General features: G+C 71.8%; 24 protein-coding genes. 14 read left to right on the top strand and 10 right to left on the bottom strand.

The window, feature by feature from the left end; translation table 11 throughout:
• The first annotated feature begins 19 nt into the window (after positions 1 to 19).
• From BAY60_RS16290 to BAY60_RS16260, 7 genes are all read left to right on the top strand, one after another.
• A complete protein-coding gene (locus tag BAY60_RS16290) occupies positions 20 to 910 on the top strand; it encodes a LysR family transcriptional regulator (RefSeq protein ID WP_170160425.1) in 891 nt (296 codons plus the stop codon).
• Positions 911 to 940: 30 nt separating this feature from the next.
• Positions 941 to 1,804, top strand: a complete 864-nt coding sequence (locus tag BAY60_RS16285) for a hypothetical protein (protein WP_112281765.1) — start codon at positions 941 to 943, stop codon at positions 1,802 to 1,804.
• Positions 1,805 to 1,954: 150 nt separating this feature from the next.
• The gene (locus tag BAY60_RS16280) at positions 1,955 to 2,914 is read left to right on the top strand and encodes a bile acid:sodium symporter family protein (protein WP_112281764.1); all 960 of its coding nucleotides are present in this window, start codon (positions 1,955 to 1,957) and stop codon (positions 2,912 to 2,914) included.
• Positions 2,911 to 3,696, top strand: coding sequence for a sulfite exporter TauE/SafE family protein (locus BAY60_RS16275; protein WP_112281763.1), 786 nt, complete (start codon positions 2,911 to 2,913; stop codon positions 3,694 to 3,696). Before BAY60_RS16280 ends, BAY60_RS16275 begins: the two co-directional genes overlap by 4 nt.
• A gap of 76 nt (positions 3,697 to 3,772) precedes the next feature.
• On the top strand, positions 3,773 to 4,375 hold the full coding sequence (locus BAY60_RS16270; RefSeq protein WP_245992533.1) for a LemA family protein: 603 nt from the start codon (positions 3,773 to 3,775) through the stop codon (positions 4,373 to 4,375).
• Between the two features lie 6 nt (positions 4,376 to 4,381).
• The gene (locus BAY60_RS16265) at positions 4,382 to 6,307 is read left to right on the top strand and encodes a M48 family metallopeptidase (RefSeq protein WP_112281762.1); all 1,926 of its coding nucleotides are present in this window, start codon (positions 4,382 to 4,384) and stop codon (positions 6,305 to 6,307) included.
• Positions 6,308 to 6,373: 66 nt separating this feature from the next.
• Positions 6,374 to 6,943, top strand: coding sequence for a hemerythrin domain-containing protein (locus BAY60_RS16260; RefSeq protein WP_112281761.1), 570 nt, complete (start codon positions 6,374 to 6,376; stop codon positions 6,941 to 6,943).
• A gap of 109 nt (positions 6,944 to 7,052) precedes the next feature.
• Here the strand turns inward: BAY60_RS16260 and BAY60_RS16255 are convergent, their stop codons facing one another.
• The 6 genes from BAY60_RS16255 to BAY60_RS16230 form a co-directional block, all read right to left on the bottom strand.
• Positions 7,053 to 8,468, bottom strand: coding sequence for an MFS transporter (locus BAY60_RS16255; RefSeq protein ID WP_245992532.1), 1,416 nt, complete (start codon positions 8,466 to 8,468; stop codon positions 7,053 to 7,055).
• Positions 8,469 to 8,494: 26 nt separating this feature from the next.
• On the bottom strand, positions 8,495 to 8,989 hold the full coding sequence (locus tag BAY60_RS16250) for an SRPBCC family protein (RefSeq protein ID WP_112281759.1): 495 nt from the start codon (positions 8,987 to 8,989) through the stop codon (positions 8,495 to 8,497).
• 113 nt (positions 8,990 to 9,102) lie between these two features.
• Positions 9,103 to 10,323 (bottom strand): RNA polymerase sigma factor, encoded by a 1,221-nt coding sequence (locus tag BAY60_RS16245; RefSeq protein WP_112281758.1) that lies wholly within the window; start codon positions 10,321 to 10,323, stop codon positions 9,103 to 9,105.
• Positions 10,320 to 10,655, bottom strand: coding sequence for a YciI family protein (locus BAY60_RS16240; RefSeq protein ID WP_112281757.1), 336 nt, complete (start codon positions 10,653 to 10,655; stop codon positions 10,320 to 10,322). The genes BAY60_RS16245 and BAY60_RS16240 overlap by 4 nt, the downstream gene beginning before the upstream one ends.
• An 86-nt stretch (positions 10,656 to 10,741) precedes the next feature.
• Complete coding sequence (locus BAY60_RS16235) at positions 10,742 to 10,951, bottom strand: hypothetical protein (protein WP_146771018.1); 210 nt, start codon at positions 10,949 to 10,951, stop codon at positions 10,742 to 10,744.
• 39 nt (positions 10,952 to 10,990) lie between these two features.
• On the bottom strand, positions 10,991 to 12,217 hold the full coding sequence (locus tag BAY60_RS16230) for an IS110 family RNA-guided transposase (RefSeq protein ID WP_112281755.1): 1,227 nt from the start codon (positions 12,215 to 12,217) through the stop codon (positions 10,991 to 10,993).
• 249 nt (positions 12,218 to 12,466) lie between these two features.
• Between BAY60_RS16230 and BAY60_RS16225 the strand changes: the two genes are divergently transcribed.
• The 5 genes from BAY60_RS16225 (at position 12,467) to BAY60_RS16205 (ending at position 18,752) form a co-directional block, all read left to right on the top strand.
• Positions 12,467 to 13,252: an MOSC domain-containing protein gene (locus BAY60_RS16225; RefSeq protein WP_112281754.1), complete on the top strand. Its 786-nt coding sequence runs from the start codon at positions 12,467 to 12,469 to the stop codon at positions 13,250 to 13,252.
• Positions 13,249 to 14,199: a PDR/VanB family oxidoreductase gene (locus BAY60_RS16220; RefSeq protein WP_112281753.1), complete on the top strand. Its 951-nt coding sequence runs from the start codon at positions 13,249 to 13,251 to the stop codon at positions 14,197 to 14,199. Before BAY60_RS16225 ends, BAY60_RS16220 begins: the two co-directional genes overlap by 4 nt.
• A 41-nt stretch (positions 14,200 to 14,240) precedes the next feature.
• Positions 14,241 to 14,924 (top strand): IclR family transcriptional regulator, encoded by a 684-nt coding sequence (locus tag BAY60_RS16215; RefSeq protein WP_112281752.1) that lies wholly within the window; start codon positions 14,241 to 14,243, stop codon positions 14,922 to 14,924.
• Positions 14,925 to 15,067: 143 nt separating this feature from the next.
• Positions 15,068 to 17,371, top strand: a complete 2,304-nt coding sequence (locus tag BAY60_RS16210; protein WP_112281751.1) for a cytochrome P450/oxidoreductase — start codon at positions 15,068 to 15,070, stop codon at positions 17,369 to 17,371.
• Between the two features lie 16 nt (positions 17,372 to 17,387).
• The gene (locus BAY60_RS16205) at positions 17,388 to 18,752 is read left to right on the top strand and encodes an MFS transporter (RefSeq protein ID WP_112281750.1); all 1,365 of its coding nucleotides are present in this window, start codon (positions 17,388 to 17,390) and stop codon (positions 18,750 to 18,752) included.
• 33 nt (positions 18,753 to 18,785) lie between these two features.
• Here the strand turns inward: BAY60_RS16205 and BAY60_RS16200 are convergent, their stop codons facing one another.
• On the bottom strand, positions 18,786 to 20,885 hold the full coding sequence (locus BAY60_RS16200) for an acyltransferase family protein (RefSeq protein ID WP_112281749.1): 2,100 nt from the start codon (positions 20,883 to 20,885) through the stop codon (positions 18,786 to 18,788).
• Between the two features lie 222 nt (positions 20,886 to 21,107).
• Between BAY60_RS16200 and BAY60_RS16195 the strand changes: the two genes are divergently transcribed.
• Positions 21,108 to 22,820 carry an IlvD/Edd family dehydratase gene (locus tag BAY60_RS16195; RefSeq protein WP_112281748.1) on the top strand — a complete coding sequence of 571 codons (1,713 nt, stop codon included), beginning with the start codon at positions 21,108 to 21,110 and terminating at the stop codon, positions 22,818 to 22,820.
• Between the two features lie 51 nt (positions 22,821 to 22,871).
• Here the strand turns inward: BAY60_RS16195 and BAY60_RS16190 are convergent, their stop codons facing one another.
• Both BAY60_RS16190 and BAY60_RS16185 read right to left on the bottom strand, forming a co-directional pair.
• On the bottom strand, positions 22,872 to 23,864 hold the full coding sequence (locus BAY60_RS16190; RefSeq protein WP_146771017.1) for a hypothetical protein: 993 nt from the start codon (positions 23,862 to 23,864) through the stop codon (positions 22,872 to 22,874).
• Positions 23,864 to 24,235 (bottom strand): hypothetical protein, encoded by a 372-nt coding sequence (locus BAY60_RS16185; RefSeq protein WP_112281746.1) that lies wholly within the window; start codon positions 24,233 to 24,235, stop codon positions 23,864 to 23,866. The genes BAY60_RS16190 and BAY60_RS16185 overlap by 1 nt, the downstream gene beginning before the upstream one ends.
• A 262-nt stretch (positions 24,236 to 24,497) precedes the next feature.
• On the opposite strand from BAY60_RS16185, the gene BAY60_RS16180 reads away from it, so the two are divergent.
• A complete protein-coding gene (locus BAY60_RS16180; protein WP_146771016.1) occupies positions 24,498 to 25,631 on the top strand; it encodes an acyltransferase family protein in 1,134 nt (377 codons plus the stop codon).
• Positions 25,632 to 25,642: 11 nt separating this feature from the next.
• Here the strand turns inward: BAY60_RS16180 and BAY60_RS16175 are convergent, their stop codons facing one another.
• Positions 25,643 to 26,641 (bottom strand): YihY/virulence factor BrkB family protein, encoded by a 999-nt coding sequence (locus BAY60_RS16175; RefSeq protein ID WP_112281744.1) that lies wholly within the window; start codon positions 26,639 to 26,641, stop codon positions 25,643 to 25,645.
• Positions 26,642 to 26,736: the final 95 nt, after the last annotated feature.

Below are 26,736 nucleotides of genomic sequence, written 5' to 3'. Positions count from 1 at the left end.
GGCAAGGCAGAGGTGGGCCATGGAACGGCGTCAGATCGAGTACTTCCTCGCCGTCGTCGACCACGGCGGCTTCACGGCCGCGGCGACGGCACTGCACATCTCGCAGCCCGCGTTGTCGCATGCGATCAAGGTGCTCGAACACGACCTCGGCACCGCCCTCTTCCACCGGCTGCCCCGCGGCACGCGGCTCACCTCGGCCGGGGAGACCTTCACCGACTCGGCCCGCCGGATCATGCGCGAGCTGGAGACGGCACGGGCGCGGGTGGGCGAGGTGGCCGGACTCGTGGCCGGACGCCTCGACGTCGTGTCGCTGCCCGGCCTGCTGCTGGACCCGCTCGCCGAGGTCGTCGGCCGGTTCCGGGCGACCTATCCGGCCGTGCGGCTGCGGATCGTGCAGGCCGAGACACCGGACGACGTCCGCGACGCCGTCCTCTCCGGTGCGGCGGAGCTGGCACTGGCCGACGAGCGGCGGCCCACCGACCGCGACCTCGTGGCGGACACGCTGGCCGACCAGGAACTGGTGGCCGTGCTCCCGCCCGGCGTCCCCGCCCCGGACGGTGCCGCTCTCCCGCTCGCGGCACTACTGGAGATGGATCTGGTCACCGGGCCACCGGGCACGGTGGTGCACGGCATCCTCGCCCGCGAGGCGGCGCGGCTGGACCGGGCCTTCGAGCCCGTCGTGGAGGTCGGGCTGCGCGGCTCGGCCCTCTACCTGGCACTGGCCGGAGCCGGCGTGGCGGTGCTCCCGCGGCCGCTGGCCGAGCTCGGCCGGAACGCGGGCGTGGCCATCGTGTCGCTGGAACCGCGCCAGTGGCGGCACGCCTGCCTGCTGCGCCGGTCGGCGCCGCTCTCGCCCGCCGCCCGGGCCCTGCGGGAGCTCCTGCTGCCCACCGGCACACCCTCCCGCTGAACTGTCAGCCCCTCTCACTACGTTCACCCCGTGCCCTCACACCTGCACGAAGCGTTACTGGAGCTGTTCCGCAACCGACCGTCACTCGCGGCCGAACTCCTCGCGGGACCGCTCGGTGTGCGCCTGCCCCCTTTCGACTACGCACGGCTGGACTCCGGCGACCTGCCCGACCTCAACCCCACCGAATACCGGGCCGACGCCGTCGTCGTCCTCACCACCGCGGACACCCCAGCGCTGGCCGTCGTGGTCGAAGCACAACTGGGCCGCGACCGCGGCAAGCGCTGGAGCTGGCCGGTCTACCTGGCGACGCTGCGCGCGCGCCTGCGTTGTCCCGCCGTGCTGCTGGTGGTGTGCGCCGACATCGCCACCGCTGCCTGGTGCTCCACGCCGATCGAACTCGGCCATCCCGGCTGGACGCTGGCACCCGTGGTGCTGGGCCCCGATCGCGTTCCCGTCGTCACCGACGTCGGCGACGCCGCCCGCGCTCCGGAGCTCGCCGTGCTGTCGGCCATGGCGCACGGGACCCACCCGGACCGCGACAAGGTGTTCCACGCCCTGCTCACGGCCCTGCGAACCGTCGATGCCCAGCGCACCACCCTGTACCATGACCTTGTGCTCGCGGCGCTCCCGGAAGCTGCCCGGCATCACCTGGAGGCACTGATGAAGCTCGGCACCCACGAGTACGAGTACCAGAGCGAGTTCGTCCGCAGGAACGTCGTCCAAGGCCGGGCCGAGGGCGAGGCCACCGCACTGCTCGCCGTGCTCGCCGCTCGGGGCATCGAGGTTCCCGACGACATCCGCCGCCGCATCACCGGCTGCACCGACCTGCAGCAGCTGGAGACGTGGATCCGCCGGGCGGCCACCGCGACGTCGGTGGAGCAGCTGTTCGGCTGAACGCCTGCACACACGGCGCGCCAGCACGACGACGCAGGTGGCCAACACAGCCACCGGCCGTCCCACCCTGCGGACTGGTACTCCCATTCGGGTGAATCCTTGTCCTAGAGTGTGTCGGCCCGGTTGATCAGCGACGATGTGGGGGTTGCCATGCCGACACAGCGAGGACCGCTCCGCGCACTCGCGGACTTCGCCGGACGCTGGTTCGCGCTGCTGGTCCTGCTGGCCGGCGTGCTGGGGCTGGTGATCCCCGACCAGGCCGCCGCACTCACCGACTACGTGCCGCTGCTGCTCGGCATCATCATGTTCGGCATGGGGCTCACCCTGCGGGCCTCCGACTTCGCGCTCGTGCTGCGCCGCCCGCACGCCGTGCTGCTCGGGCTGCTCGCGCAGTTCGTCGTCATGCCGCTCACCGCATGGGGCATCGGCACCGCGCTGGGCCTGTCGGGGGCCCTGCTGGTCGGCATGGTGCTCGTCGGCTCCGCGCCCGGCGGCACCGCCTCCAACGTCATCGTCTACCTGGGCCGCGGCGACGTCGCCCTGTCGGTCACGCTCACCTCGGTCGCCACGCTGCTCGCTCCCCTGCTCACCCCCGCGCTGGTGCTGTGGCTCGCCGGGTCCGACCTGCCCGTCGGGTTCGGCGCCCTGTTCGAGTCGATCGTGCAGGTGGTGCTGCTGCCGATCGTCGCGGGCGTGGTGATCCGCGCCCTCGCGGGCCGCTTTGTCGACGCGGTACTGCCCTACCTGCCGCTGGTGTCGGTGGCCGGCATCATGACCGTGGTCATGGCGGTCATCGGCGCCAACGCCGACGTGCTCACCTCCAGCGGCCTGCTGCTGGTGCTCGCGGTGATCCTGCACAACGGCGCCGGGCTGGCGCTCGGCTACCTCGCCGCCGGCGCGGCCCGCCTCGACGCCTCGGCCCGGCGCGCCGTCAGCATCGAGGTCGGCATGCAGAACTCCGGCCTCGCCGCGAGCCTCGCCACCGCGCACTTCGCCCCGCTCACGGCACTGCCCGCCGCGCTGTTCTCCGTGTGGCACAACGTCTCCGGTGCCCTGCTCGCCACGATCTGGGCCCGCAAGGCGGAGGCCGCCGAACCGGCGCGGCGGTGACAAGGCCGCGCGGCCGGCCACTCGCCGGGGTCGGGCTCGCGGGCGGCGTCATGGGCGCGCTGCTCGGCGGCGGTGCGGGCTCGGTCACGGTGCCCGCGCTGGACCGGCTCACCGACCTCTCCCGCGCGACCATCCACGGCACCTCCACCGTCACCAACATCGCCATCGCGATCGTGGGTGTGGCCGTCTACTGGGCCCGCGGCGGCGCGATCGACACCTCCACCGGGCTGCCGCTGATGCTCGGCGGGGTCGCGGGCGCCGTGCTCGGCGCGCGGCTCGTCACGCGTGCGCCCGAGCGGGCGCTGCGGATCCTGTTCAGCGCCGTCCTGCTCGCCTCCGGCACGAGCCTGCTGCTCGAGGCCGCGGGGATCACGGTCACCGCGGGCGCCGGTGCACTGCCGGAGGATCCGGCCATCGTGGTGCCGGTCGCGCTCGCGCTCGGCACACTCGTCGGCGCCTGGTCCGCCGCCATGGGACTGGGTGGCGGCCTACTGACCGTCCCGGCGCTGGTGCTGCTGTTCGGCGTCGACCCGCACACCGCTGTCGGCACCTCCCTGCTGGTGATGCTGCCCAACTCCGTGGCGGGCGCGGCCGCGCATCTGCGCCAGGGCACGGCGTCGGTGCCGATCGGGGCGCGGCTCGCCGCCGGGGCCGCCGTGGGCGCGGCAGGCGGCGCGCTACTGGCCCTCGCCCTCGACGAACGGGTGCTGAGCACGATCCTCGGCAGCTACATGTACTTCACGGCCACGCGCGAGCTGCTGCGGATCCGCCGGGGCCGGTGAATCTCGCGCGAGTCGGCCGACGACCCGCCCGCCGCACCCTATGCTGGGCCCGACATCGAGCCAGGGAGGCGAGGACGTGGGCACCGGAGCCGTCGTGACGATCGTGATCGTGGTCGTCGTCGTGCTGCTACTGGCGATCGGGGTGATCGCCACCTACAACGGACTGGTCAAGCGCCGCAACGCCTACCGCAACGCGTTCGCGCAGATCGACGTGCAGCTCACCCGCAGGCACGACCTGATCCCGAACCTCGTCGAGACCGCGAAGGGCTACCTGCAGCACGAGCGGCAGACCCTGGAGGCCGTGATCGCCGCCCGCACCGGCGCCGTCACCGCCCAGCAGACCGCCAGAGGCAACCCCGGCGAGCCGCAGGCCATGCGGCAGCTGTCCGGCGCCGAGTCCGCGCTGACCCAGACCCTCGGCAGGCTGTTCGCCCTCTCGGAGTCCTATCCGGACCTCAAGGCCAACCAGAACATGATGCAGCTGTCCGAGGAACTGACCTCCACCGAGAACCGCATCGCGTTCGCCAGGCAGGCTTACAACGACTCCGTCATGGCCTACAACAACAAGCGGGAGGTGTTCCCCGCCAACCTCGTCGCGGGCATGTTCGGCTTCGCTCCCGCGGCACTGCTCGAAGTGGACTCGCCCGACACGCGCGACGTGCCCCGGATCTCCTTCTGACGCCTCATGAACTTCTTCGAACGGCAGCACGAGGTGCGCAGGGCATCGGCACGGCTGGTCTGGCTGTTCGCGCTGGCCGTGGTGCTCATCGTCGCGGTGGTGGATGTCGCCGTGTGGCTGGCGTTCGGGCTGTCGCGGCTGCCGTTCTCGGTGGCGGCACAGTCGCTGGCCATCGCCTCCGCGATCGTGGTCGTGCTCATCGGCGTGACGTCGTGGATCCGCACCCTGCTGCTGCGCAGGGGCGGCGGCGGCAAGGTCGCGGCGAGCCTCGGCGGGGTCGCCGTGCCGGAGAACACCACCGATCCGAACCTGCGCAGGCTGCGCAACGTCGTGGAGGAGATCGCGATCGCCTCCGCGATGCCGGTGCCCGAACTGTACGTGCTGCCGCACGAACCCGGCATCAACGCCTTCGCCGCGGGCTGGACACCCGGTGACGCCGCCGTCGCCGTCACCCAGGGCGCGCTCGACCGGCTCAACCGCGATGAGCTCCAGGGCGTCATCGCGCACGAGTTCAGCCACATCGTCAACGGCGACATGCGGCTCAACATCCGGTTGATCGGCGTGCTCGCGGGCATCGTCGGCCTGGCAGTGGTCGGCAGGATGATGCTCGGCGGCGGCCGCGGCGCCCGCAGGAACAACGGCGGCGCCCCGCTGGTCGTCGTCGCGCTCGCCGTGCTGGTCATCGGCTACCTCGGGGTGCTGGCGGGCAGGCTCATCAAGGCCGCGGTGTCGCGGCAGCGGGAGTACCTCGCCGACGCCTCCGCGGTGCAGTTCACCCGGCAGACCGCGGGCCTGGCCGGCGCGCTGAAGAAGATCGGCGGGCTGCAGGCGGGGTCGAGCCTGCGCAGCGCCAAGGCCGAGGACGTCAGCCACATGCTCTTCGGCGAGGGCAGGCGGCTGTCGGCGATGTTCGCCACCCACCCGCCGCTCGCCCGGCGCATCCAGCTGCTCGACCCGGCGTTCGACCCCGCCGAGCTGGACCGGCTCCGCACGCAGTGGGCTGCCGAGCCACCGGCGGGCCTGCGCGAGGACGAGGCACTCGGCCTCACCTCCCGGCAGCCGGCGCAGATCAGGCAGGCCACCACGCTGCCCGCCCATCCCGGCGCCGTGGCCGCCACGGTCGGCGAACCCTCCGCCGGATCGTTCGCCCACGCGGGCGGGCTGCTGCGCGACATCCCCGACGCCGTGCAGGCGAAGGCCCGCCACCCCGGCACGGTGGTGCCCGTGGTGCTCGGGCTGCTGTTCTCGCCACGGGCCGACGTGCGCGCGCACCAGCACCGGCTGCTCGCCGCGCGCGGCGGGCAAACGCTTGCGGACGCCGCCTGGCAGGAGGGCGCCGCGCTGGCTCAGCTCGATCCCGCGCTGCGGCTGCCGCTGACGGAGGTCGCCTTCCCCGCGCTGCGGCACCGCCCGCCGCAGGAGCTGCAGGCCCTGCTGGCCGCGATCACCGAGCTGACCCGGGCCGACGGGCACGTCGGCGTCTTCGAGTACTGCCTGTCCACGCTGCTGCACCGCGACCTGTTCGAGGCGATGCACCGCCGCCCGCCGTGGACGACGTCGCGCACCACGCTGCGCCGCAGCGCACCGGCCGTGGCCACCGTGCTCGCCGTGCTGGCCGCCGCGGGCACCGCGGACCCGCGGGCCGCCGAGGCCGCGTTCCGCGCCGGGCTGGCGCGGGCACTGCCCGGCGCGGCGCTGCCGTTCCAGCCGCCACCGCAGGGGCCGGTGGCGCTCGACCCGGTGTGGCCTGCCCTCGACGGCCTCGCGGGTCCCGAGAAGGCCGTGCTGGTGGAGGCGCTGGCGACGGTCGCGGGTCACAACGGGGTGCTGACGGTCGAGGAGAGCGAGCTGCTGCGGACGGTGTGCGCGCTGCTGCACTGCCCACTGCCGCCGCTGGCCGGAACCGTGTCCTCGGACGCGCGCTCGGTGTGACGGGACGGCGGACCGGGTAGCCCCCGGTGACGTTCCTGAACATTTCCCGACCCCAGGGAGACATCGATGGATGCCATCGAGTTGCTGCGCAAGGACCACCAGAACGTGCTGGCGATGCTCGACCGGCTGGAGACGGGCCCGACGGCCGCCTCCGGCGCCGACAACGACGTGCTCGACGCCCGCAAGCAGCTGGTGACCGAGCTGGTCATCGCGGAGTCACAGCACGAGGCGATCGAGGAGCAGTTCTTCTGGCCGATGGTGCGCGACTCCGTGCCGGGCGGCCAGGAGCTGGCCGCCCAGGCGACCGAGCAGGAGGCCGAGGCGAAGAAGCTGCTCGACGCGCTGGACAAGGCCGCGCCGACGCAGCCGGAGTTCGAGCAGCTGCTGGGACGGGTCATCGCCGACGGCCGCGAACACATCGAGTACGAGCAGACGCAGGTCTGGCCGAAGGTGCAGCAGTCCGTCGAGGCCGACCGGCTCGCCCAGCTCGGTGACAAGATGGCCAAGGCCAAGCAGACCGCGCCGACACGGCCGCACCCGGCGACGCCGTCCAGCCCCGCCGCGCAGAAGACCGCGGGCCCGCTGGCGGCCATGCTCGACAAGGCCCGCGACATGCTCTCGGGCCGCCGCAAGTAGGCGCGCACGCCGCCTTTCCCCGTGGGAGGCCACCGCCGGTGGTGCCGGGTCGGCCCGGCACCACCGGCGGTGACACCTGTCCGCGGGACACCCCCGTGCTGCCGTGGCGTCAGGAATCGCGGCGAAATCCCGTGGCGGCGACGACAACTCCGAGGCCGGCGAGGACTCCGGCAGCGGCGAAGGCGGTGTGGAAGCCGTCAAGGCCGGTTCCGGCCACGAGGACGGTCGCGATGACGGCGACGCCTGCTGCCGCGCCGATCTCCCGCGTCGTTTCGATCAACCCCGAGGCAAGGCCGGACTCCGATTCGGCGACACCGGACAGCGCGCCGATCTGCAGCGAGGGCCCGCAGAGCCCGAAGCCGAGCCCGGCGAGCAGGAACGCCGGTAGCAGGTCGGCGAGATAGCCGGCATCGGCCGGGAGCCGCGCGAGCCACACCATCACGGCGGTCAACAGTGTCAGTCCGCTGACCAGCAGGCGCCGGACGCCCACGACGGTCGCGATGCGGCCCGCGACCGACGCCGTCGCGAACTCGGTCACCGTCGTGGCCAGCCACGCCAGGCCCGTGTGCGTCGCCGAGTAGCCGAGCTCCTGCTGCATCAGCAGCGAGCCGAGGAAGATGAACGAGAAGAACGCGCCGAACGAGAGCAGTGCCGTGAGGTTCGCCGCGACGAGTGGGCGGTTGCGCAGCGCGCTGGCCGGCACGAGCGGGGCTGGTGAACGCCTCTCCCACAGCACGAACGCGGCGATCAGCACGCAGGCCGCGACGAACCACGCCAGCGTGGCAGCGGAGGTCCATCCGTGGGTCGAGCCATGGTGGAGTGCGTAGACGACGGTCAGCAGTCCGCCGGTCACCATGCTCGCCCCCACGACATCGAGCCGCCCGGAACGGCCCCGGCGCGCATCGGCCGCGAGGCCGGTGACGGCGAGCGTGACGAGCACGAGGCCGACGGGGACGTTGATGAAGAATGCCCACCGCCAGCCCGGACCCGCGGCGATGACACCGCTCGCGACGACGCCGACCGTTCCGGCCAGCCCGCCGACGGCTCCGAAGATGCCGAGGGCCCGGTTGCGTTCGTGACCCTCGCGGAAGGTGACGGCCAGCAGCGACAACGCCGCCGGTGCGATGAGCGCGCCACCCAGACCCTGCAGCCCGCGGGCCGCGATCAGGACGCCGCCGTGCTGCGCGATGCCCGCCACCAGTGACGCGGCGGTGAACAAGCCGAGTCCGGCGAGCAGGATGCGGCGCCGACCCAGCAGGTCGGTGATCCGGCCACCGACGAGGAGGAATCCGCCGAGTACGAGACCGTAGGCGACGATGACCCATTGCAGACTGCCCTGGCTGACGCCGAGGTCCCGCTGGATCGAGGGCAGGGCCACGTTCACGATGGCGATGTCGAGGCCCACCATCGCCATGGCGGCACACGCGAGTGCCAGCACGAGTCCTTGCCTGGGGCCTGTCTTGTTCCGGCGGGTGGAGGTCGGCGGAGTGGCGGGGTGGTCCATGGGGCTTTCGAGGACAGACATGGGTGGTCCTTTCCGCTCGCGGCGGTTCAGCGGCGGTAGCTGGGAATGGGCTGGCCGGCGCCGGTGGTGACCAGCTGCGGCAGGCTCGTGGTGATGTAGAAGGTCCAGCCGCGCGAGCACGCCTCGAAGCAGGCGGACTCCCCCGCGGTGAGGCCCTCGTGCGTGAAGTGCACGGTCGTGCCCTGCGAGCCGCCGGTGATCTCGAAGACGACGTCGGTGCCGGTCCACTCGTCGCGGTCGTCGATGAAGGTGAGTTCGGAGTCCACGACGTGCCAGCGCACCCGTCGGCCGGGCACGACCTCGGTGACCTGGAACCGGGCGAACCGGATGCCGTCCCCGGATCGCGCGGCCTCACCGGGGTACTCGCCGTCGTCGGTGAAGACGAACTCGTCGTGCAGCGCGGCCGAGTCGCCGATGAGATTCTCGCTCCACCACCCGCGGACGTTGGTGATGGCCAGGAAAACCTCGTCCGGCGTCCGGTCGACGGTCATGGTGGCGGTCAGGTACTCGGTGTTCGACATCGGTCTCGCCTCTCTCTGGTGGGTTTCGCCCCACCGACGAAGGAGACGGCCCGGGATCGACAGCCACGGGGAAGAAACCGTCCAAAACTCTGCCGTGGCGACCTTTGCGCTGGTCAGAGCTCGGAAAGACGACGCAGCAGATAGCGGCGTTCGGCCTCGGTCGGCGCCAGTCTCAGCGCCTCCTCGTAGCAGGTGGCGGCCTCGGCGAAGCGGCCGTCCCGGCGGAGAAGATCGGCCCGCGTCGCGGGCAGCAGGTGATAGCCATCGAGCGTGCCGGACTCGGCGAGGTCGTCGACGAGCGCCAGCCCGGCGGAGATGCCCTCGGCCATCGCGACCGCCACGGCGCGGTTGAGGTCCACCACGGGAGAGGGCGCGAACCGCGCGAGCTGGGTGTAGAGCGCGGCGATCTGTGGCCAGTCGGTGGCCGCGGCGTCGCGCGCGGTGGCGTGACAGGCGGCGATCGCGGCCTGCACCTGGTACGGCCCGGAACGCCGCAGGGCCAGCGCCTCGTCGAGCGTCGCAACACCTTCGGCGATCAGCGCGTGATCCCACTGGGATCGGTCCTGGTCCTCCAAGGTGACCAGGACACCGTCGTCGGTGCGCTGCGCGCGGCGCGCCTCGAGCAGCAACATCAGCGCCAGCAGGCCGCGTGCCTCGGGCTCGGCCGGCAGCAGACGGACCAGCGTCCGGGCGAGGTGAATGCCCTCGGCCGCCAGCGCCCTGTGCCCGTCTTCCTCGTCGTAGCCCTGGTTGAAGACCAGGTACAGCACCGCGAGAACAGCGCTCAGCCGCTGCGGAAGCAGCTCCGCCGGTGGAACCCGGTACGGTATCCCGGCCTCGACGATCTTGCGCTTGGCGCGCACCAGGCGCTGGGCCATCGTCGGCTCGGAGGTCAGGAACGCCTTGGCGATCTCACCCGTGGTCAGCCCGGCCAACGTCCGGAGTGTCAGGGCCACCCGGGCGGGGAACGGCAACGCGGGATGGCAGCACGTGAAGATCAGCCGCAACCGCTCGTCCGGAATCTCCGCGCGGTCGTCCCACTCGAGCGGAGCCCGCTCCAGCACGGCGAGCTGCCGCAGCTTCGCCGCGCCCGTCGCGTCGCGCCGCAGGCGGTCGGTCGCCCGGTGACGTGCCGTCGTCGTGAGCCAGGCACCCGGACGGGCCGGAACTCCGTCGCGCGCCCACGTCGCCAGCGCGGCGGCGAACGCGTCCTGCGCGCAGTCCTCCGCCAGATCCCAGTCCCCGGTCAGCCCGATCAGTGTGGCGACCACCTGGCCCCACTCGTCCCGATACGCCGCGGCGACAGCGGCACGCACCTCGTCCGGCGCGGTCATTCCCACACGGGGCGGACCTCGACACAACCCCGGCGCGCGTAGGGGTGCCGAGCTGCGAGCGCGATCGCCTCGTCGAGGTCGGCGCACTCGACGATGTCGATACCGCCGATGAAGTCCTTGGTCTCCGCGAACGGGCCGTCCGACACCAGCGTCTCGTCGTCACGGACGCGGACGGTCGTGGCATTCGCCACCGGGCGCAGCCGCGCGCCACCGAGACTGGCGCCCCGCCGCTGCACCTCGGCGTCATACGCGTGAAACGCCGGGTCCGCCGCGATCTCCTCCATCGACGGCGACACCGTTTCATCGTCACAGATCAGGAAGACGTACTTCATGACCCCACCATGCCCGACCTGCCCGAACACCAACACCAAGGACCTGCGGCAACACCCGATGTGACCCTACAACCAACCGCAGGGGCTCACCAGCGTGACAGGTCGATCGTGCTCGGGGCTGCGGCCACGGAGTCGCGGCCCAGCCCGGCGGCGCAGGACGTGATCACGACGACATCGGTGACGCCGCGTGGTGGCCGCCGCACCGACAGCGCGTCCGGCAGGCCGCCGACCAGCACCGACGGCCCGGATTTCGGCCGACCGGTCTCCGGCCGGGCCGCGGCGGGCATTACCGTCATGGCGTCCCCTCCCCGAAAGACATCCCAGGAGCTGAAATGTCAAGCGGCAACGTTCTCGACGTGATGCGACCAGGCGGTCGTCTCGTCGTAGAGGGTGGCGCTCTTCAGGCAGCCGTGCAGGATGCCCACCAGTCGGTTGGCCAGCTGACGCAGCGCCGGGTTGTGGCCGACACCGCGGGCGCGTTGGCGGTCGTAGTAGGCCCGGGCACCGGGCGAGGCTTTCAGTGCGGCGAACGCCTGGGTCATCAATGCGTCGATGAGCCGGTCGTTGTGAATGAACCGGGCCAGGGCCACCTTTCTCTTGCCGGATGCCTTGGTGATCGGGCTGGTGCCGGCGTAGTTCTTGCGGGCCTTGGCGGTGGTGTAGCGGTGTGGGTCGTCCCCGAACTCTGCGAGCACCCGGGCACCGAGCACCGCTCCCATACCGGGCTGGGAGGCGATGATCTCAGCGGCCGGGTGCTGCCCAAAATGGGCCTCCACCTGCCCTTGCAGGGTCTTGACCTGATCGGTGAGCACGCTGATGACCGCGATCAGGGACTGGATGGAGGCGGCGTAGGCGGCAGCCACGATCTCGGGCTGGCCCAGGTGCTCGGTGCGCAGCGCCGCCTGGATCGCCGCCGCCTTCTCGGCGACGTTACGACGGCGAGCGCGCTTGAGCGCGGCGCTGATCTGCGTGATCGTCAAGCGGGCGGCCTGCGCCGAGGTCGGAGCTTTCGCCAGCAACTCCAGGGCCTCGGCGGCGTCGAGGCCCTCGAACGCCTCCAGCGCGGCGGGAAAGTAGTCCCGCAGCGCGTGCCGCAGCCGCTGGGTGTGGCGGGTGCGTTCCCAGATCAGCGTCTTGTGGGTGCGGGCCACCACCTTGACCGCCTCGGCCCGCGCGCTGTCCCCCGCGACCGGGCGCAGCTCGTGGGAATGGGTGCGGACCATGTCGGCCAGCACGTGGGCGTCACCGGCGTCGCTTTTGGCCCCCGAGACCCCCAGCCGACGCCGGAACTCCGCTGCCTGCAAAGGATTGACCGCCATGACCGTATAGCCGGCCGCGACCAACGCAGCCACCCACGGCCCACGGTCGGTCTCGATCCCGATCACCACCTCCGCGTCCTCGTCGTCGGTCTCGCCGAGCTGATGGCCGATCATCATGTGCAGCCGAGCCATCCCGGCCACACCCTCCGGAAGCCGGGCTTTCGCCAGCCGGCGACCCGAGGCGTCCATCAACTCGATGTCGTGATGGTCCTCGGCCCAGTCATCTCCCACGAGCAGCCGCAACGATCCTCCCGCATTCGAAATCGATCACCGTGCGCAGCCAGCGGGAGAACCATCAGCGACCTAATCACGCAGTGCTCACACCACACGGATCGGCACGACATCCCAGCAGCGATCACTTCTCCCGACCTACCCGCAGGGGCACTGTCTTTCGTCAGGACTCGAAGTCCAGGACACCAGAGTGCTCACCTGCCGGCCGGCTACCACCAGGAGTGTGCCGGATGGCTCACTCCCAGAACTGATTAGGACGCCATGACCGGACACGTCGACAGCCTCTACGTGTACCCGATCAAGGGGCTGAGCCCGCAACGACTGGAGTCGGTGCCGCTCGAACCCGGCCGCGGGGTGCCGCACGACCGGACGTTCGCGCTGGCCCGCCCCGAGGGCCGCTACGAGCACGGCATGGCCGCACCGCTGCCGAAGGACCAGTTTTTCATGCTCGCCCGCGACGAACGGCTGGCGGGGCTGGCCACCCGGCTGGACCCGGCCACCGGCGGGCTCACGATCTCCGTGCGCGAGCACCCGGTGCTCACCGCCCGGCTGACCACCGCCGACGGCGCGCGGGCCGTGTCGGCGTTCTTCGCCAGGACCCTCGACTGCGCCGAAGGCCAGGCGCCCCTCCTCGCCCACGCTCCGGGACGGCGCTTCACCGACGTGTCGGTGGTCAGCGACGCGATGATGAACGCCGTCTCCGTCATCAACCTCGCCTCCGTGCGCGATCTGGAACGGCGCGTCGGCGCGCCCGTCGATCCCCTGCGCTTCCGCGCCAACCTCTACGTCGACGGGCTGCCGCCGTTCAGCGAGCTCGACCTCGTCGGCAAGGACATCCGCATCGGAGCCGTGCGCCTGCGGGCGGTGCTCAACACCAAGCGCTGCGCCGCCACGGAGGTCAACCCCACGACGGCCCGCCGCGACCTGAGCGTGCCCCGGCTGCTGATGCGGGAGTACGGGCACGCCGAGATGGGCGTCTACGCCGAGGTGGTCACCGGCGGCGAGATCCGGCCCGGCGACGCGGTGCGGTTCGGGGCGGCGCCGTGAGCGGCACGCTGACCGTCCGGATCGCCGCCAAGCGGATGCTCACGCCCCGGATCCGCGAGTTCACGCTGGCCGCCGCCGACGGCACGGCGCTGCCCGCCTTCACGGCAGGCGCGCACGTCAACGTCGACACGCCCGGCGGCGCCACGCGCAGCTACTCCCTCACCGGCGACCCCCGCCGGCGCGACCGCTACGTCATCGCCGTGGCGCGCGAGGCCGACGGCCGCGGCGGCTCGGCGAGCCTCGTCGACGGCGCCGAGCCCGGCGACCACCTCCGCATCTCCCCGCCGGTCAACACCTTCCCGCTCCACCGCGCCGCCCGCTACCTGCTCGTCGCGGGCGGCGTCGGCATCACGCCACTGCGCGCCATGTACCACGACCTGGTCCGGCGCGGGGCCGACGTGCGCCTGCTGTACCTGACCCGCACACCCGGTGACACGGCCTACCGCGACGAACTGGCCGCGGACGAGGCCGTGCGGCTGCACCACAGCGCGCACGCGGGGCGGCTCGACCTCTGGCCCTATCTCGCCGAACCCGACGACGACGCCCGGATCTACTGCTGCGGCCCGCCGTCGCTGATGGACGAGGTGCACGCGCTGACCATGCACTGGCGGCCCAGCCGCGTCCACTTCGAGGACTTCGCGGGCGTCTCCGGCACCGACGGCACGAGCGAGCCGTTCCGGGCGCTCTGGCGGCCCACCGGCCAGGTGGTCGACGTGCCCGCGACGGCGACCCTGCTGCAGGCGTTGCGGGACACCGGAGTCGAGGTGCCCAGCTCCTGCGAGAGCGGCACGTGCGGCACGTGCAGGCTGCACCGGCACGGCGGTGAGGCCGAGCACCGCGACCTCGTGCTGGAGCCGCACGAGCGGGAGCGTTACCTGATGCCGTGCGTGTCCAGGGCGCCGGGCGGCGCGACCATCGAAGTCGGGCCGGTCGCGCAGGCACAGTAGGGTCGCGGGTGACGATCCGTGCGGACCGGGCGGGAGGGCCGATGAGCACGCTGCAGACGCTCGACCGTGGGCTGCGGGCGCTCGAGCTCATCTCCCACTCCCCCGGCGGCGTCTCCATCGCCGAGCTGTCCCGCCGGCTCGATGTGCACAGGGCGATCTGCTATCGCATCGTCGCCACGCTCGAGCAACACCTGCTGGTCGCCCGCACCGACGACGGGCGGGTGCGGCTGGCCGTCGGGGTGGCCGTGCTCGCCTCCCGGTTCGAGCCGCAGTTCACTGTGGACGCCAAGCCGCTGCTGCACGCGCTCGCCAACGAGACGCACGCGACCGCGTTCATCTCCGCCGCCGAGGGCCAGGACTGCGTGGCGGTGCTGGTCGCCGAACCCGACGACACGGTGCTCACCGTCGGCTACCGCGTGGGCAGCAGGCACCCGCTGACGAAGGGCGCGGCCGGCATCGCGATCCTGGCGACCCGGCCCGAACGGCCCGACGATCCCGAGGCGGTCCGGCAGGCGCGCCGCGACGGCTACAGCCTCACCAGGGGTGAGCTGGAACGCGGCGCCGTCGGGGTGGCCGCGGGCATCCGCGTGCCGACCGCCGTCGGCGCGAGCATGCCCGTGGAGCGTTGTGTCGGCGTCGTCGCCATCGAAGGGCTCGACACCGAACTGGCCGCACGCGCCGTGTGCCGCACCGCGCGGCGGCTGGAGGACCTGCTCAGCGCGTGACCGTGGCCGGGCGGTCTCCCGCTGCCCAGCCAGGTTTTCCCTTGACTCGCACCGGGTCCCGCCATACTCTCAGCGCTGTTCGCTCACAGAACAACTTGTGCGTTATCAGTAAAATCGCAGCTCATCAGCGCGGAGGAGCACGAATGACCAGCGGGGCCTGCCCGATCGACCACTCCGCGGCGGGCGGCCGGCCCGTCTCGGCGAACGCGGCGGCGTTCAACCCGTTCGGCGAGGCCTACCAGGCCGACCCGCCCGAGTCGCTGCGCTGGTCGCGGGACGAGGAGCCGGTGTTCTACAGTCCCGAGATCGGCTACTGGGTCGTCACCCGCTACGACGACGTCAAGGCCGTCTTCCGCGACAACGTGACGTTCTCGCCGTCGATCGCGCTGGAGAAGATCACGCCCGTCTCCGAGGAGGCAACGGCGACGCTGGCCCGCTACGGCTACGCGATGAACCGCACGCTGGTCAACGAGGACGAGCCCGCCCACATGCCGCGGCGGCGCGCGCTGCTCGACCCGTTCACCCCCGCCCGTCTCGCCGAGCACGAGCCGATGGTGCGCAGGCTGGCCAGGGACTACGTCGACCGGTTCGTCGACGCGGGCGAGGCCGACCTGGTCGACGAGATGTTGTGGGAGGTGCCGCTCACCGTCGCCCTGCACTTCCTCGGCGTACCCGAGGAGGACATGGCCACGCTGCGGCAGTACTCGATCGCCCACACCGTCAATACCTGGGGCCGCCCCTCACCGGAGGAGCAGGTCGCGGTCGCCGAGGCGGTGGGCCGGTTCTGGCAGTACGCGGGCGAGGTGCTGGAGAAGATCCGCCGCGACCCGTCCGGGCCCGGCTGGATCCCGTTCAGCATCCGCGCGCAGCGGCAGCAGCCGGAGGTGATCACCGACTCCTACCTGCACTCGATCATGATGGCCGGCATCGTCGCCGCCCACGAGACCACCGCCAACGCCGCTGCCAACGCGATCAAGCTGCTGCTGGAGAACCGTGCGGTGTGGCGGGAACTGTGTGCCGAGCCGAGCCTGATCCCCAACGCCGTCGAGGAGTGCCTGCGCCACTCGGGCTCGGTGGCCGCGTGGCGGCGCCTGGTCACCGAGGACACCACCATCGGCGGCGTGCCCATCCCCCGGGGCGCCAAGCTGCTCATCGTCAACTCCTCGGCCAACCGCGACGAGCGGCACTTCGACAACCCCGACGACTTCGACATCCGCAGGGAGAACACCACCGACCATCTGACATTCGGCTACGGCAGCCACCAGTGCATGGGCAAGAACCTGGCCCGCATGGAACTGCAGGTGTTCCTCGGCGAGCTGACCACCCGCCTCCCGCACCTGGAACTGGTGCCGGGGCAGCGGTTCACCTACCTGCCCAACACCTCCTTCCGCGGACCGGAGCACCTGTGGGTGCGGTGGGACCCGGCGGCCAACCCGGAACGCGCCGATCCGGCCGTCCTGCGACGCCTCACCCCCGTCCGCATCGGAGAGCCGTCGGCGCGCGCCATCACCCGCACGGTCACGGTCCAGTCGGTGGAACCGGCCGCCGACGGCATCGTCACCCTCACCCTCGCCGACCCGTCCGGCCGCCCGCTGCCCGCGTGGTCGCCGGGCGCGCACGTCGATCTCCACCTCGACGGGCTGTCGCGGCAGTACTCGCTGTGCGGCGAGGCCGGCGAGGCCGGCGTCTACCGCATCGCCGTGCTACGCGAACCCGAGAGCCGCGGCGGCTCGCGCTACGTCCACGAACGCCTGCGGCCGGGTGCGCGGCTCAGCATGCGCGGGCCGCGCAACCATTTCCGGCTCGCGACCGGCGCGCGGCACTACGTTCTCGTCGCGGGCGGCATCGGGATCACGCCGATCATCGCGATGGCCGACGCGGTCAGGGCCGCGGGCGCGAGCTACGAGGTGCACTACTGCGGCCGCGACCGGGCCACGATGGCCTTCCTCGACCGGCTGCACCGCGACCACGGCGACCGGCTCCACTTGTACCCGGGCAGTGAGGGCGCCCGGCTCGACGTGTCCACACTGGCCGGTGCCGACGATGGCACCCAGGTGTACGCGTGCGGACCGAAACGTCTGCTCACCGCGCTGGAGCGGCAGGCGCGGTCCTGGCCGGAGGACACCCTCCACATCGAACACTTCACGACCACGCGCCAGGAGCTCGATCCGGCCGTGGAGCACGGCTTCGACGTCGAGCTCGCCGACTCCGGGCTCACCGTGCACGTCGCTCCGGACCAGACGGTGCTGGCCGCGCTGAGGGCCGCCAACATCGACATTCCCAGCGACTGTGAGGAAGGACTCTGCGGCACGTGTGAGGCCCCGGTGCTCGACGGCGAGGTCGACCACCGCGACCGGGTGCTCACCACAGCCGAACGCGCCGCCAACTCGATGATGCTCACCTGTTGTTCCCGGGCCTGCGGCAGCACGCTCACGCTCGGCCTCTGACGCGAAAGGACAGACAATGACGTCTCCGGTGGAACCGGCCGAACACCACACCCCGCGGGCCGGGCAGGCCGGGAATCCCGCGACGGGAGCGGTGCCGCGGACCGGCTTCCGGCGCGTGCTGGCCGGCAGCATGGCGGGCGCCGTGCTGGAGTGGTACGACTTCGCCATCTACGGCATCCTCGCCGCCACCGTGCTGGGCCCGCTGTTCTTCCCCGGCGACAGCGGCATCGTCAAGCTGCTGCTGGCGCTGGCCACCCAGGGGCTGGGCTTCGTGGCCCGCCCGCTCGGGGGCATCGTGTTCGGTCACCTCGGCGACAAGTTCGGCCGCCAGCCCATGCTCGTCACCACCTTCCTGCTGCTGGGTCTGTCCACGGCCTGCATCGGGCTGCTGCCCACCTACGGCCAGATCGGCATCTGGGCCACCGTCCTGCTCGTCGTGCTGCGGATGATCCAGGGCTTCGCCCTCGGCGGCGAGTTCGGCGCCGCGGTGCTCATGGTCAGCGAGTACGGCGAACCGAGGCGACGCGGGTTCTGGGCGGCGTGGCCGCAGGCGGGCGCGCCGCTGGGCACGGTGCTGGCCACCGCGCTCGTCACCGTGGTCGCCTTCCTGTTCCCCGGCGAGGCGTTCGACCAGTGGGGCTGGCGGGTGGTGTTCCTGGTGGCCATCCCGCTGCTGGTGATCGGGTTCTGGATCCGCCGCAGCGTCGAGGAGTCGCCGGTGTTCCAGGCCGCTCAGGCCAGCGCCGAGGCCCGCGCCGCGCGCGCGGAGCGCTCGAGCGTGCTGGAGGCGCTGTCGCGGCCCCGGCCGGTGCTGCACGGGCTGGGCATGCGGCTCGGCGAGAACATCGCCTTCTACATCTACACGGTCTTCGTCATCGCCTACGCCGCCAACTCCTTCGACTACGCCCGCGGGGACGTCATCCTGGCGGTGACGTTCGCCTCGCTGTTCCAGTTCTTCGGGATGCTCGGCGGCGGGGCGTGGTCCGACCGGGTGGGCCGCAAGACCGCGATGCTCGTGCCCGCGGTCGTGCTCGTGGCGTGGGCACCCGCGTTCTTCTGGCTGATCCACCTGGAGACCCTGCCCGGCCTGTGGCTCGGGGTGTGCGTCGGCGCGTTCTTCCACGGCATGCTCGCCGGCACCGAGGCGGCCTGGATCACCGAGCTGTTCCCCACCCGCCACCGCTACGCGGGCGCGTCACTGGTGTTCCAGGGTTCGTCGATCATCGCGGGAGCGCCCGCGCCGCTCATCGCGGTCTGGCTGATCGACAGCTTCGGCGTGGGCACGGTGATCGGCTACCTGGTGCTGACGATGGCCGTGACGGTCGTCGCCGTGGCCACCAGCAAGGAGACCCGCGGAGCGCGGCTGGACGCCCTCGACTGAGCCCGCCCGGAGCCGCCGCACTGGCCACGCGGGTCAGCGCGGCGGCTCGACGGCGACGACGGGCGTGGCGTGCCAGCCGAGCGCCTCGGTCAGCCGGTCGCCCACCGCGCGGGACATGGTCTGCAGGTAGGCGGCGGTCACGTGGTTGTCGTCCAGATAGACCAGCACGTTGCCGATCACCGGAGGGCAGACCTCGGACGTGCAGTAGTAGTCGCTGAAGTCGACGAACGAGACGTTCGGCGGCACGTCCGGCAGCGCCGTGTACGGCGGCTCGGCGGCCAGGTACCGCGCGCGCGGCGGCGCGCACCGGGGCGCGTCGAGCCCGTGCTTCTGCACGCACTCCGAGGGCTCGTAGGAGTAGCGGGGGCTGTCGCGGACCGCCACCACCGGGATCCCCGCCTCGTCCATCGTCCGCCACTGCTCGACGAAGCCCGGCGGCGTCCATTCCTTCAGCCCGGCCCGCACGTCCCTGCTGGCCATGGTGAGCACCGCGTCCGGCCTGGTGGCGACGATCTCCTCCACGACGGCGGAATTCCACGTGGTGCACGCCTCGCGCTCCACCGGGTCGGCATGGTGGGAACGGGCCGTGAACGGGCAGCCGCCGCGGCCCATGGAGATGACCTGCCACCCGCGCTCCTCGACGAGCGGGCGCAGCGCCGCGATGTACTGCTGCGAGTGCGAGTCCCCCGCGACCACCAGCCGCCTGCTCGGCGGCCCGTCCGGGTCGACGGTGCAGATCCGCAGTTCGGCGTGCCGGGGCGAGATCGTGCACTCCTCGTCGGGGAACGTGTCGAACTGGTCGGGCAGCGCCGCGAACGGTGGCAGCACGTTCACCCGTGGGTCGAGCAGCGGCGCCCCGGCCTCGATCGCGTGCGCGCCGGGATGGCCGGGGTCGTCGAGCTCCAGGGCGAAGGATGCGCGCTGGGTGCTCACCAGCTGCCAGGTGCCGGCCGCCACCAGCACGGGCAGCAGCGCGAGCACGGCGAAGCGGTAGGCGCCCCACCGCGTGGTGACGCCGATCCGGGACTCGCGCACCGGCTTCTCCACCAGGTGGTGGGTCGCGGCGGCCAGCAGCAGCGACACGGCGATCACCACGGCGCCGCCGCGCGGGCCGACGGCGGGCTGGTCCCTGCCGATCAGGTAGAACAGCAGCACCGGCCAGTGCCACAGGTACAGCGCGTAGCTGAGGTCGCCCAGGTAGGTCAGCGGGCGCGACGAGAGGAAGCGGTCGGCCCCGGCGCGGCTGCCGGTGGCGCCCGCCAGCAGCACGAGCGCCGCCGAGAGGGTCGGCCAGAGCGCCACGTACCCCGGGAAGACGGTGCCCACCTGGAGCACGAGCCCGCAGGAGACGAGGCCGGCCACGCCCGCCCAGCCGAGCAGCACCCGCAGCGGCCTCGGCAGCCGGATCGCGTCGATCACCAGTGCCAGCAGGCCGCCGAGCGCGAACTCCCACACGCGGGTCAGCGACGAGAAGTACGCCAGCGGCTGGTCGAGCGCCGTCAGCCACACCGAGTAGGCCAGCGACACCGCCAGCGTGGTGCCCAGTGCCGCCAGCAGCGCCGGCCGCAGCCCCCAGCCCGCGCGCCGCGCCACGAGCGCCACGAGTGCCACCAGCAGGGGCCACACGACGTAGAACTGGCCCTGAATCGACAGCGACCAGAAATGCTGGACGACGCTGGCCGTGTCGTGCTGGGCGAAGTAGTCGACCGAGTCGGCGGCGAGCCGCCAGTTCTCCAGGTACAGCGCGGAGGCGACGACCTCGCTGATCGTCTGGAACCACCGGTGTTCGGGCAGCAGCAGCACCCCGGCGCCCATCGTGACCAGCAGCACGGTCAACGCCGCGGGAAACAGCCGCTTGATCATCCGGCCCCACATGGGCCGGAACTCGATCCGCCCACGCGCGCAGGCCCGGAACAGCTGACCGGTGATGAGGAAGCCGGAGAGCAGGAAGAACACGTCCACGCCGCCGGAGACGCGGTCCAGCCACACGTGGTAGGCCACCACGAGTCCGGCGGCGAGCGCACGCAGCCCCTGCTGTTCCGGCCGGAATCGGCGCGGCGACGGCTTCGCGGCGTCCGAGGCAGCTCCGGCATCGGAGCTTTCCGCGCGCGCCCGCGCTCGCAGCAACGTCATCGGTGCCTGCCCTCCCCTTCCAGCACGGCCGTGGAGTATTGCCGAGCCCACGGGCCGGTGCGCACAGGGGTCCACACCACTGTGCCGCCGGCCACCCGGGGCAACGCCCGGCGACCTCCGTGCGTACCGGCGGCCCTGGACCCGGAGTCATCGGATGACCTACCGTCGCGAGCGGTGCGGGGCCGACGGGGCTCTCGCGGGTGCGGCAGAAAGGGAGACGCGATGCGCAGCGCCGCGTGGTTCGGTGCGACAGGCCGTTCCGGCATGATCTACCGGTCCTGGATGCGCAACCAGGGCTTCGGACCCGAGGTGTTCGACGGGCGGCCGGTCATCGGCATCGCCACCAGCGCCTCCGAACTGGCCCCCTGCAACGCGCACCTGCACCGGGTCGCCGAGGCGGTCAAGCGCGGCGTGTGGCAGGCGGGCGGCTTCCCGCTGGAGTTTCCCACCATGGCCACCGGGGAGACGCTGATGCGCCCCACCGCCATGCTCTACCGGAACCTGATGGCGATGGAGGTCGAGGAGCTCATCAGGGCCAATCCGCTCGACGGCGTCGTCCTGCTCTCCGGCTGCGACAAGACCACGCCCGCCATGCTGATGGCCGCCGCGAGCGTCGACGTGCCCGCGATCATGGTGACCGGCGGGCCCATGCTCAACGGCAAGTACCGGGGCCGCGACGTCGGGTCCGGCACGGGGGTGTGGCGGTTCGAGGAGGACCTCAAGACCGGGCGGATCACGCAGGAGGAGTGCTTCTTCGCCGAGGGCTGCATGGCGCGCTCCAACGGGCACTGCATGACCATGGGCACCGCCTCCACCATGGCCTGCATGGCCGAGGCCCTCGGCATGCAGCTGCCCGGCTCGGCCACGTGGCCCGCCGTCGACGCCCGCCGGTTCGAGACGGCACAGCGTGCCGGGCAGCGCATCGTCGGGCTCGTGCACGACGAGGTCCGGCCGTCGGCGATCCTCACCAGGCAGGCGTTCGAGAACGCCATCCGCACCAACGCCGCCATCGGCGGGTCCACCAACGCGATCGTCCACCTGCTCGCGCTGGCGGGCCGCGCGGGCGTCCCGCTCGAGCTCGGCGACTTCGACACCCTCGCCCGGCCCGTGCCCACGCTGCTGGACCTGATGCCCAGCGGGCGGTTCCTCATGGAGGACTTCTGCTCCGCGGGCGGCCTGCCGGTGGTGCTGCGGCGGCTCGCCGAGGCGGGGCTGCTGCACGGCGACCAGCTCACCGTCACCGGCGCGAGCATCGGGGCCAACGTCGCCGACGCCGAGTGCTTCAACGACGAGGTCATCACCCCCGTCGAGCGGCCCTTCCAGCCCGCGGGTGCGGGCACGGCCGTGCTGCGCGGCAACCTGTGCCCCGACGGCGCGGTGATCAAGCAGTCGGCCGCCTCGCCGGAGCTGATGACCCACCGGGGGCGGGCGCTGGTGTTCGACTCCGTCGAGGACTACCACCGCGTGTGCGACGACCCGGAGCTCGACGTCGACGCCGACACCGTGCTCGTCATCCGCGGCGCGGGCCCGATCGGCTACCCCGGCATGCCCGAGGTGTCCAACGTGCCGCTGCCGAAGAAGCTGCTGGAGGCCGGTGTCACCGACATGGTACGGATCTGCGACGGCCGCATGAGCGGCACCGGCTACGGAACCGTGGTGCTGCACACCGCGCCCGAGTCGGCGGTCGGTGGCCCGCTGGCGCTGGTGCGCACGGGCGACTGGATCAGCCTCGACGTGCCGTCCCGGGCACTGACCCTGGAGGTCGGCGAGGAGGAACTGGCCCGCCGCAAGACGCAGTGGCAGCCCGATGCTCCCCGGCACACCAGCGGCTACGCCTGGCTCTACACCCAGCACGTGCTGCAGGCCGACCGGGGCGCGGACTTCGACTTCCTGGTGGGCTGCCGCGGCCACGAGGTGCCCCGCGAGTCGCACTAGCGCCCGGCCCGTGGTGGGTCACCGGCTCGTTCGCGCGCGCCGACCCTTCTCCTAGGACCAGGTGGGGGCCGGTACCCAGTTGCGCCGCACGAACAGCAGGCCCTTTTCCGCGTCCGTGATCAGCCGGGTGACGGCTTCGGTGGCTGCCCAGCAGACGGCGTCGCCGGCGCGGATGAAGGATTCGAAGCATCGGTAGTAGCCGAGGTGGATGTCGTTCAGGTCGAGCCCGAACCCGGTGTCGGTTTCCGACTTCGTGGCGAGGTCGAAGGCCTTCTTGACCCCGCTGACCACGGTCAGGGTGGCGTCTTTGAGCGTCTTCGGGAAGTTGAGGGTCAGGTTCAGCACCTCTTCCAGCGCCGAAAGGAAGAACGCGATCCCTTCGATCGGGTTCGAGGCGACCGACTTGTTCAGCGCGTCCACCAGCTTGCCCATCAGTTCGTTGATGTCACTCCTGGCCTTCATCAGGATGCCCGCATAGGCGACCAGGAACTTGTTCATCTCCGCCAACGCCGGGTCGCGGTGGTTCTCGTACCACTGCTTCAGCTGGACGAATCGGGCGCGGGGCTTGCCCTCGGCCCACTTCTCGTTCAGCGCGAAACCGAGGTTCTCGGTGAGGCTCGTCCACACGTCGGCGGTCTGGTCGGGAACCGTCAGGTCGATCTCCCGCCCGAGGCGCACCTCTTCGAGCAGGTCGAACGTCGCGCCCAGAACCTGCGTGTTCGACACCTCGCCGTGCTCGTTCAGGCTGCCGATCTTCTGGCCGGACAGCACGTCCGCGTGCGCGAAGAACCGGTCGATGCCCAGGTCGCGGAGTACGGACCGCTCGTTGACGATCTCGTACTCGTCCCAGGGCAGCTTGCGCGTGGTCTCCCAGGCCGCGCCGTTGCGGAACTCGGTCACCCGAGGGCCCTGGTTCTCCTCCGGATGAGCCAGATACTCGATCCAGCCCGCCAGCGCGGGCGCGTGCCCACCCGGCCCGGTGAACATCGGGTCAAGGCCCACGACCAGCGGGTGGTCCGGGTTGGGCCCTGGCGCGGCGGCCATCACTTCACCCCACCCTGATCCAGGGTGCGGCCGATCTCGTCGAGCAGGCCCACATGATTCGACTCGGCCTCCAGGTAGAGAGTGTGCGAATTCTGGAGCCGCTCGGACATTCCTTTCAGAAACTCGACGAAGGCGCGTTCCTCGGCAACGAACTGATCCATCTGGGCCAGCCATTCCCGGCCGAACTCACCGAGCAGACCCTGAAACATCCCGGTCACCCCGAACCCCCCGGACAGGGCCTCCTGCTCCCGCAGCGAGCCGATGTTCTGCTCGAGTGCCGTCGCCAGCGCACCGTAGTGCGCGACGGCGGCGTCGACCGCCTCTTTCGCGGTGCTGAAGGCCGCCAGATCGACCTGAAACCCCGAAGCCATCCCGTCCGTCCCCTCGTTGGCCAGCTGTGTGGCTGCGAACGAAGGTAGCAACGGCGGGTCCGCCGAGTAGGCATTTTCCGCTATCCCTGGAAACGCCTTGGCCGTTTTCCTGGGATTGTCGGCCGCCGTGCAGGGCCCCGGCCGACGAGGGCGTTCGTCCGCTGTCGCGGGGACTTTCGGCCGTAGGCGGCACCCGGCGCCGGCGCGCACACTGGGGGACGCACGCCGCCGCGGGCGGCCGGAACGAGAACGGGTTCCCTCCATGACAGCCATGCCCGGGACCGGGGTCGCGCAACGGGTGTCGTCCGTGGACAGCCTGCGCGCGGTGCTGGTCGCCTGGATCATCGGCGGCCACGCACTGCTCGGCTACGCCGCCATCGGCGGCTGGGCCTACGACGAAGTCAACGAGGTGACGTTCGCCCCCGCCGTCGAGCTGGTGCTGATCGCGATCCTGGGACCCTCGGCGCTGTTCATCCTGGGCACGTTCTTCCTCATCTCCGGGCTGTTCACCCCGGCCTCGCTCGCCAAACGCGGCAGGCAGAGCTTTCTGACGCAGCGAACCCTGCGGCTGGGCGTGCCCTGGGTGGCGAGCATCCTCGCGCTCTGGCCCGCCTCACTGTGGCTGGCCTACCACGCCGCGGGACGGCCCGTCGGCTACCCCTGGCTGCTGGTGGGGCGTGAGCGCCTGCTGGACTCCGGCGCGCTGTGGTTCGCGGGCGTGCTGCTGATCTTCTCCGTCGCCTACGCGCTGCTCCCCCGGCGCGGCGGCGCGTCGTCCGTGGTCACCGGGCGCGGGCTGCTGGCGCTGGCCGTGGCGCTGGCGCTCGTGACCTTCGTCGTGCGGCTCGCGGTCACCGCGCGCGGCACCGAGGTGCTCGACCTGCACCTGTGGCAGTGGCCGCAGCTGGCCGCGATGTTCTGGCTCGGCATCGGCCAGGCCCGCACCGGCTTCGCCCAGTGGGTGCCACCTGCGCTGTATCGCCGGTGCGGCCTCGTCGTCGTGGCGACGCTGGCGTCGCTGCCGGTGCTGGCACTCGCGGCCGGCATCACGGACGTGGCGGCCAGCGCCGAGGCGTTCCTCGGCGGCTGGCACTGGCAGGCGCTGCTGCTCGCCACCATCGAGGCGGTCCTCGTGGTGGCCGGGTCGGTGTGGCTGCTCGGCTTCGCGCAGCGCGCCTTCACCACCCCGGGGCCGCTGGCGCGCGCCGCCACGCGCAGCTCGTTCGCCGCGTTCGTGCTGCAGGGCCCCGTGCTGCTCGCGCTGGCCGTGGCGGCGCGCCCGCTGCCCTGGCCTGCCGAGGTGAAGGCTCCGCTGCTGCTGGTGTGCGGCATCGTCGGCTGCTTCGCCCTCGGCAGGCTGCTGGTCACGCGGACGCCGCTGCGCTCGCTGCTGTGACGGGGTCGTGGTCAACCACGCCGCTGAGCCAGAGCAGGGTTGCGTGCCTCGGGCGCCTGCGTGTCGGCGCTGTGGGCGTCGCGCTCGCCCTGTGGCAGCGGCTCACCGGTCGTGGTGTCGGCCGAGGTCTGCCGCTCCGACTCGGCGTTGATCTCGGCGCCGAGCAGCACCAGGTAGCTGGTGAGGTAGAGCCACAGCATCAGCACCACCACGCCCGCCAACGCGCCGTAGGTCTTGTTGTAGTTGCCGAAGAAGCCCACGTAGAGGCTGAACGCGACACTGGCCAGGATCCACAGCACCGTGGCGATGCCCGCACCCGGGCTCACCCAGCGCCACCGCGGCGCTGCCCGGTCGGGCGCCACCCGGTAGACGACGGCCAGCGCGACGGTGAACACGCCGAGCAGCAGCACCCAGCGCACCGCCTCGCCGACGATCCGGCCGGCGATGCCGAGGTTCAGCGCACTGAACACCGCGGGCACCACGGCCACCAGCGCCAGTGTCACCAGTGCGAACACGATGACACCCAGCGTCAGCAGCAGCGCGATGCCGCGCAGCTTGACGAAACCCCGCTCCTCGGTCTCGTCATAGGCGACGTTCACGGCGCTCATCAGGTTGCTGACGCCGCTGGACGCACTCCACAGCGCGGCAAGCAGAGCCACGACCAGGCCCACCGTCAGCGCTCCACCACCCGCGTTCGCCGCGGCGCTGAGCTGGTCGGTGACCAGCGAGCGCGCCGACTCCGGCAGGGCCGACGCCAGGTTCTGGGTCTGGCGCGCGACCTGCTGCGGGTCGGCGATCAGGCCGTAGAGCGTCAGTGCGGCGATCAGCGCCGGGAACAGCGCGAGGAACCCGAAGAAGGCCACGCCTCCCGCGAGGATCGAGAGGTTGTCGGCCTTGCCGTCCTTGACCCCCCTGCGCAGTACCTGCCACCAGCCACGGGGCGGCACCTCGCCGGGGCCACGCGCACGTTGCCCGTACGGGCCGCCCTCCGTCCGTTTCTTCGCGGTCATGGCCCGGGGATTCCCGCTGTACGGGATTCCACACGGCCCCGACCGGATCAGGCGAACGCGGAGACGGTGCGTGCGGTCGCGCTCGGCCACCGCAC

The sequence above is a fragment of the Prauserella muralis genome (assembly GCF_003202285.1).
Classification (GTDB): domain Bacteria; phylum Actinomycetota; class Actinomycetes; order Mycobacteriales; family Pseudonocardiaceae; genus Prauserella_B; species Prauserella_B muralis.
This window is presented reverse-complemented; position numbering and strand designations above follow the sequence as displayed.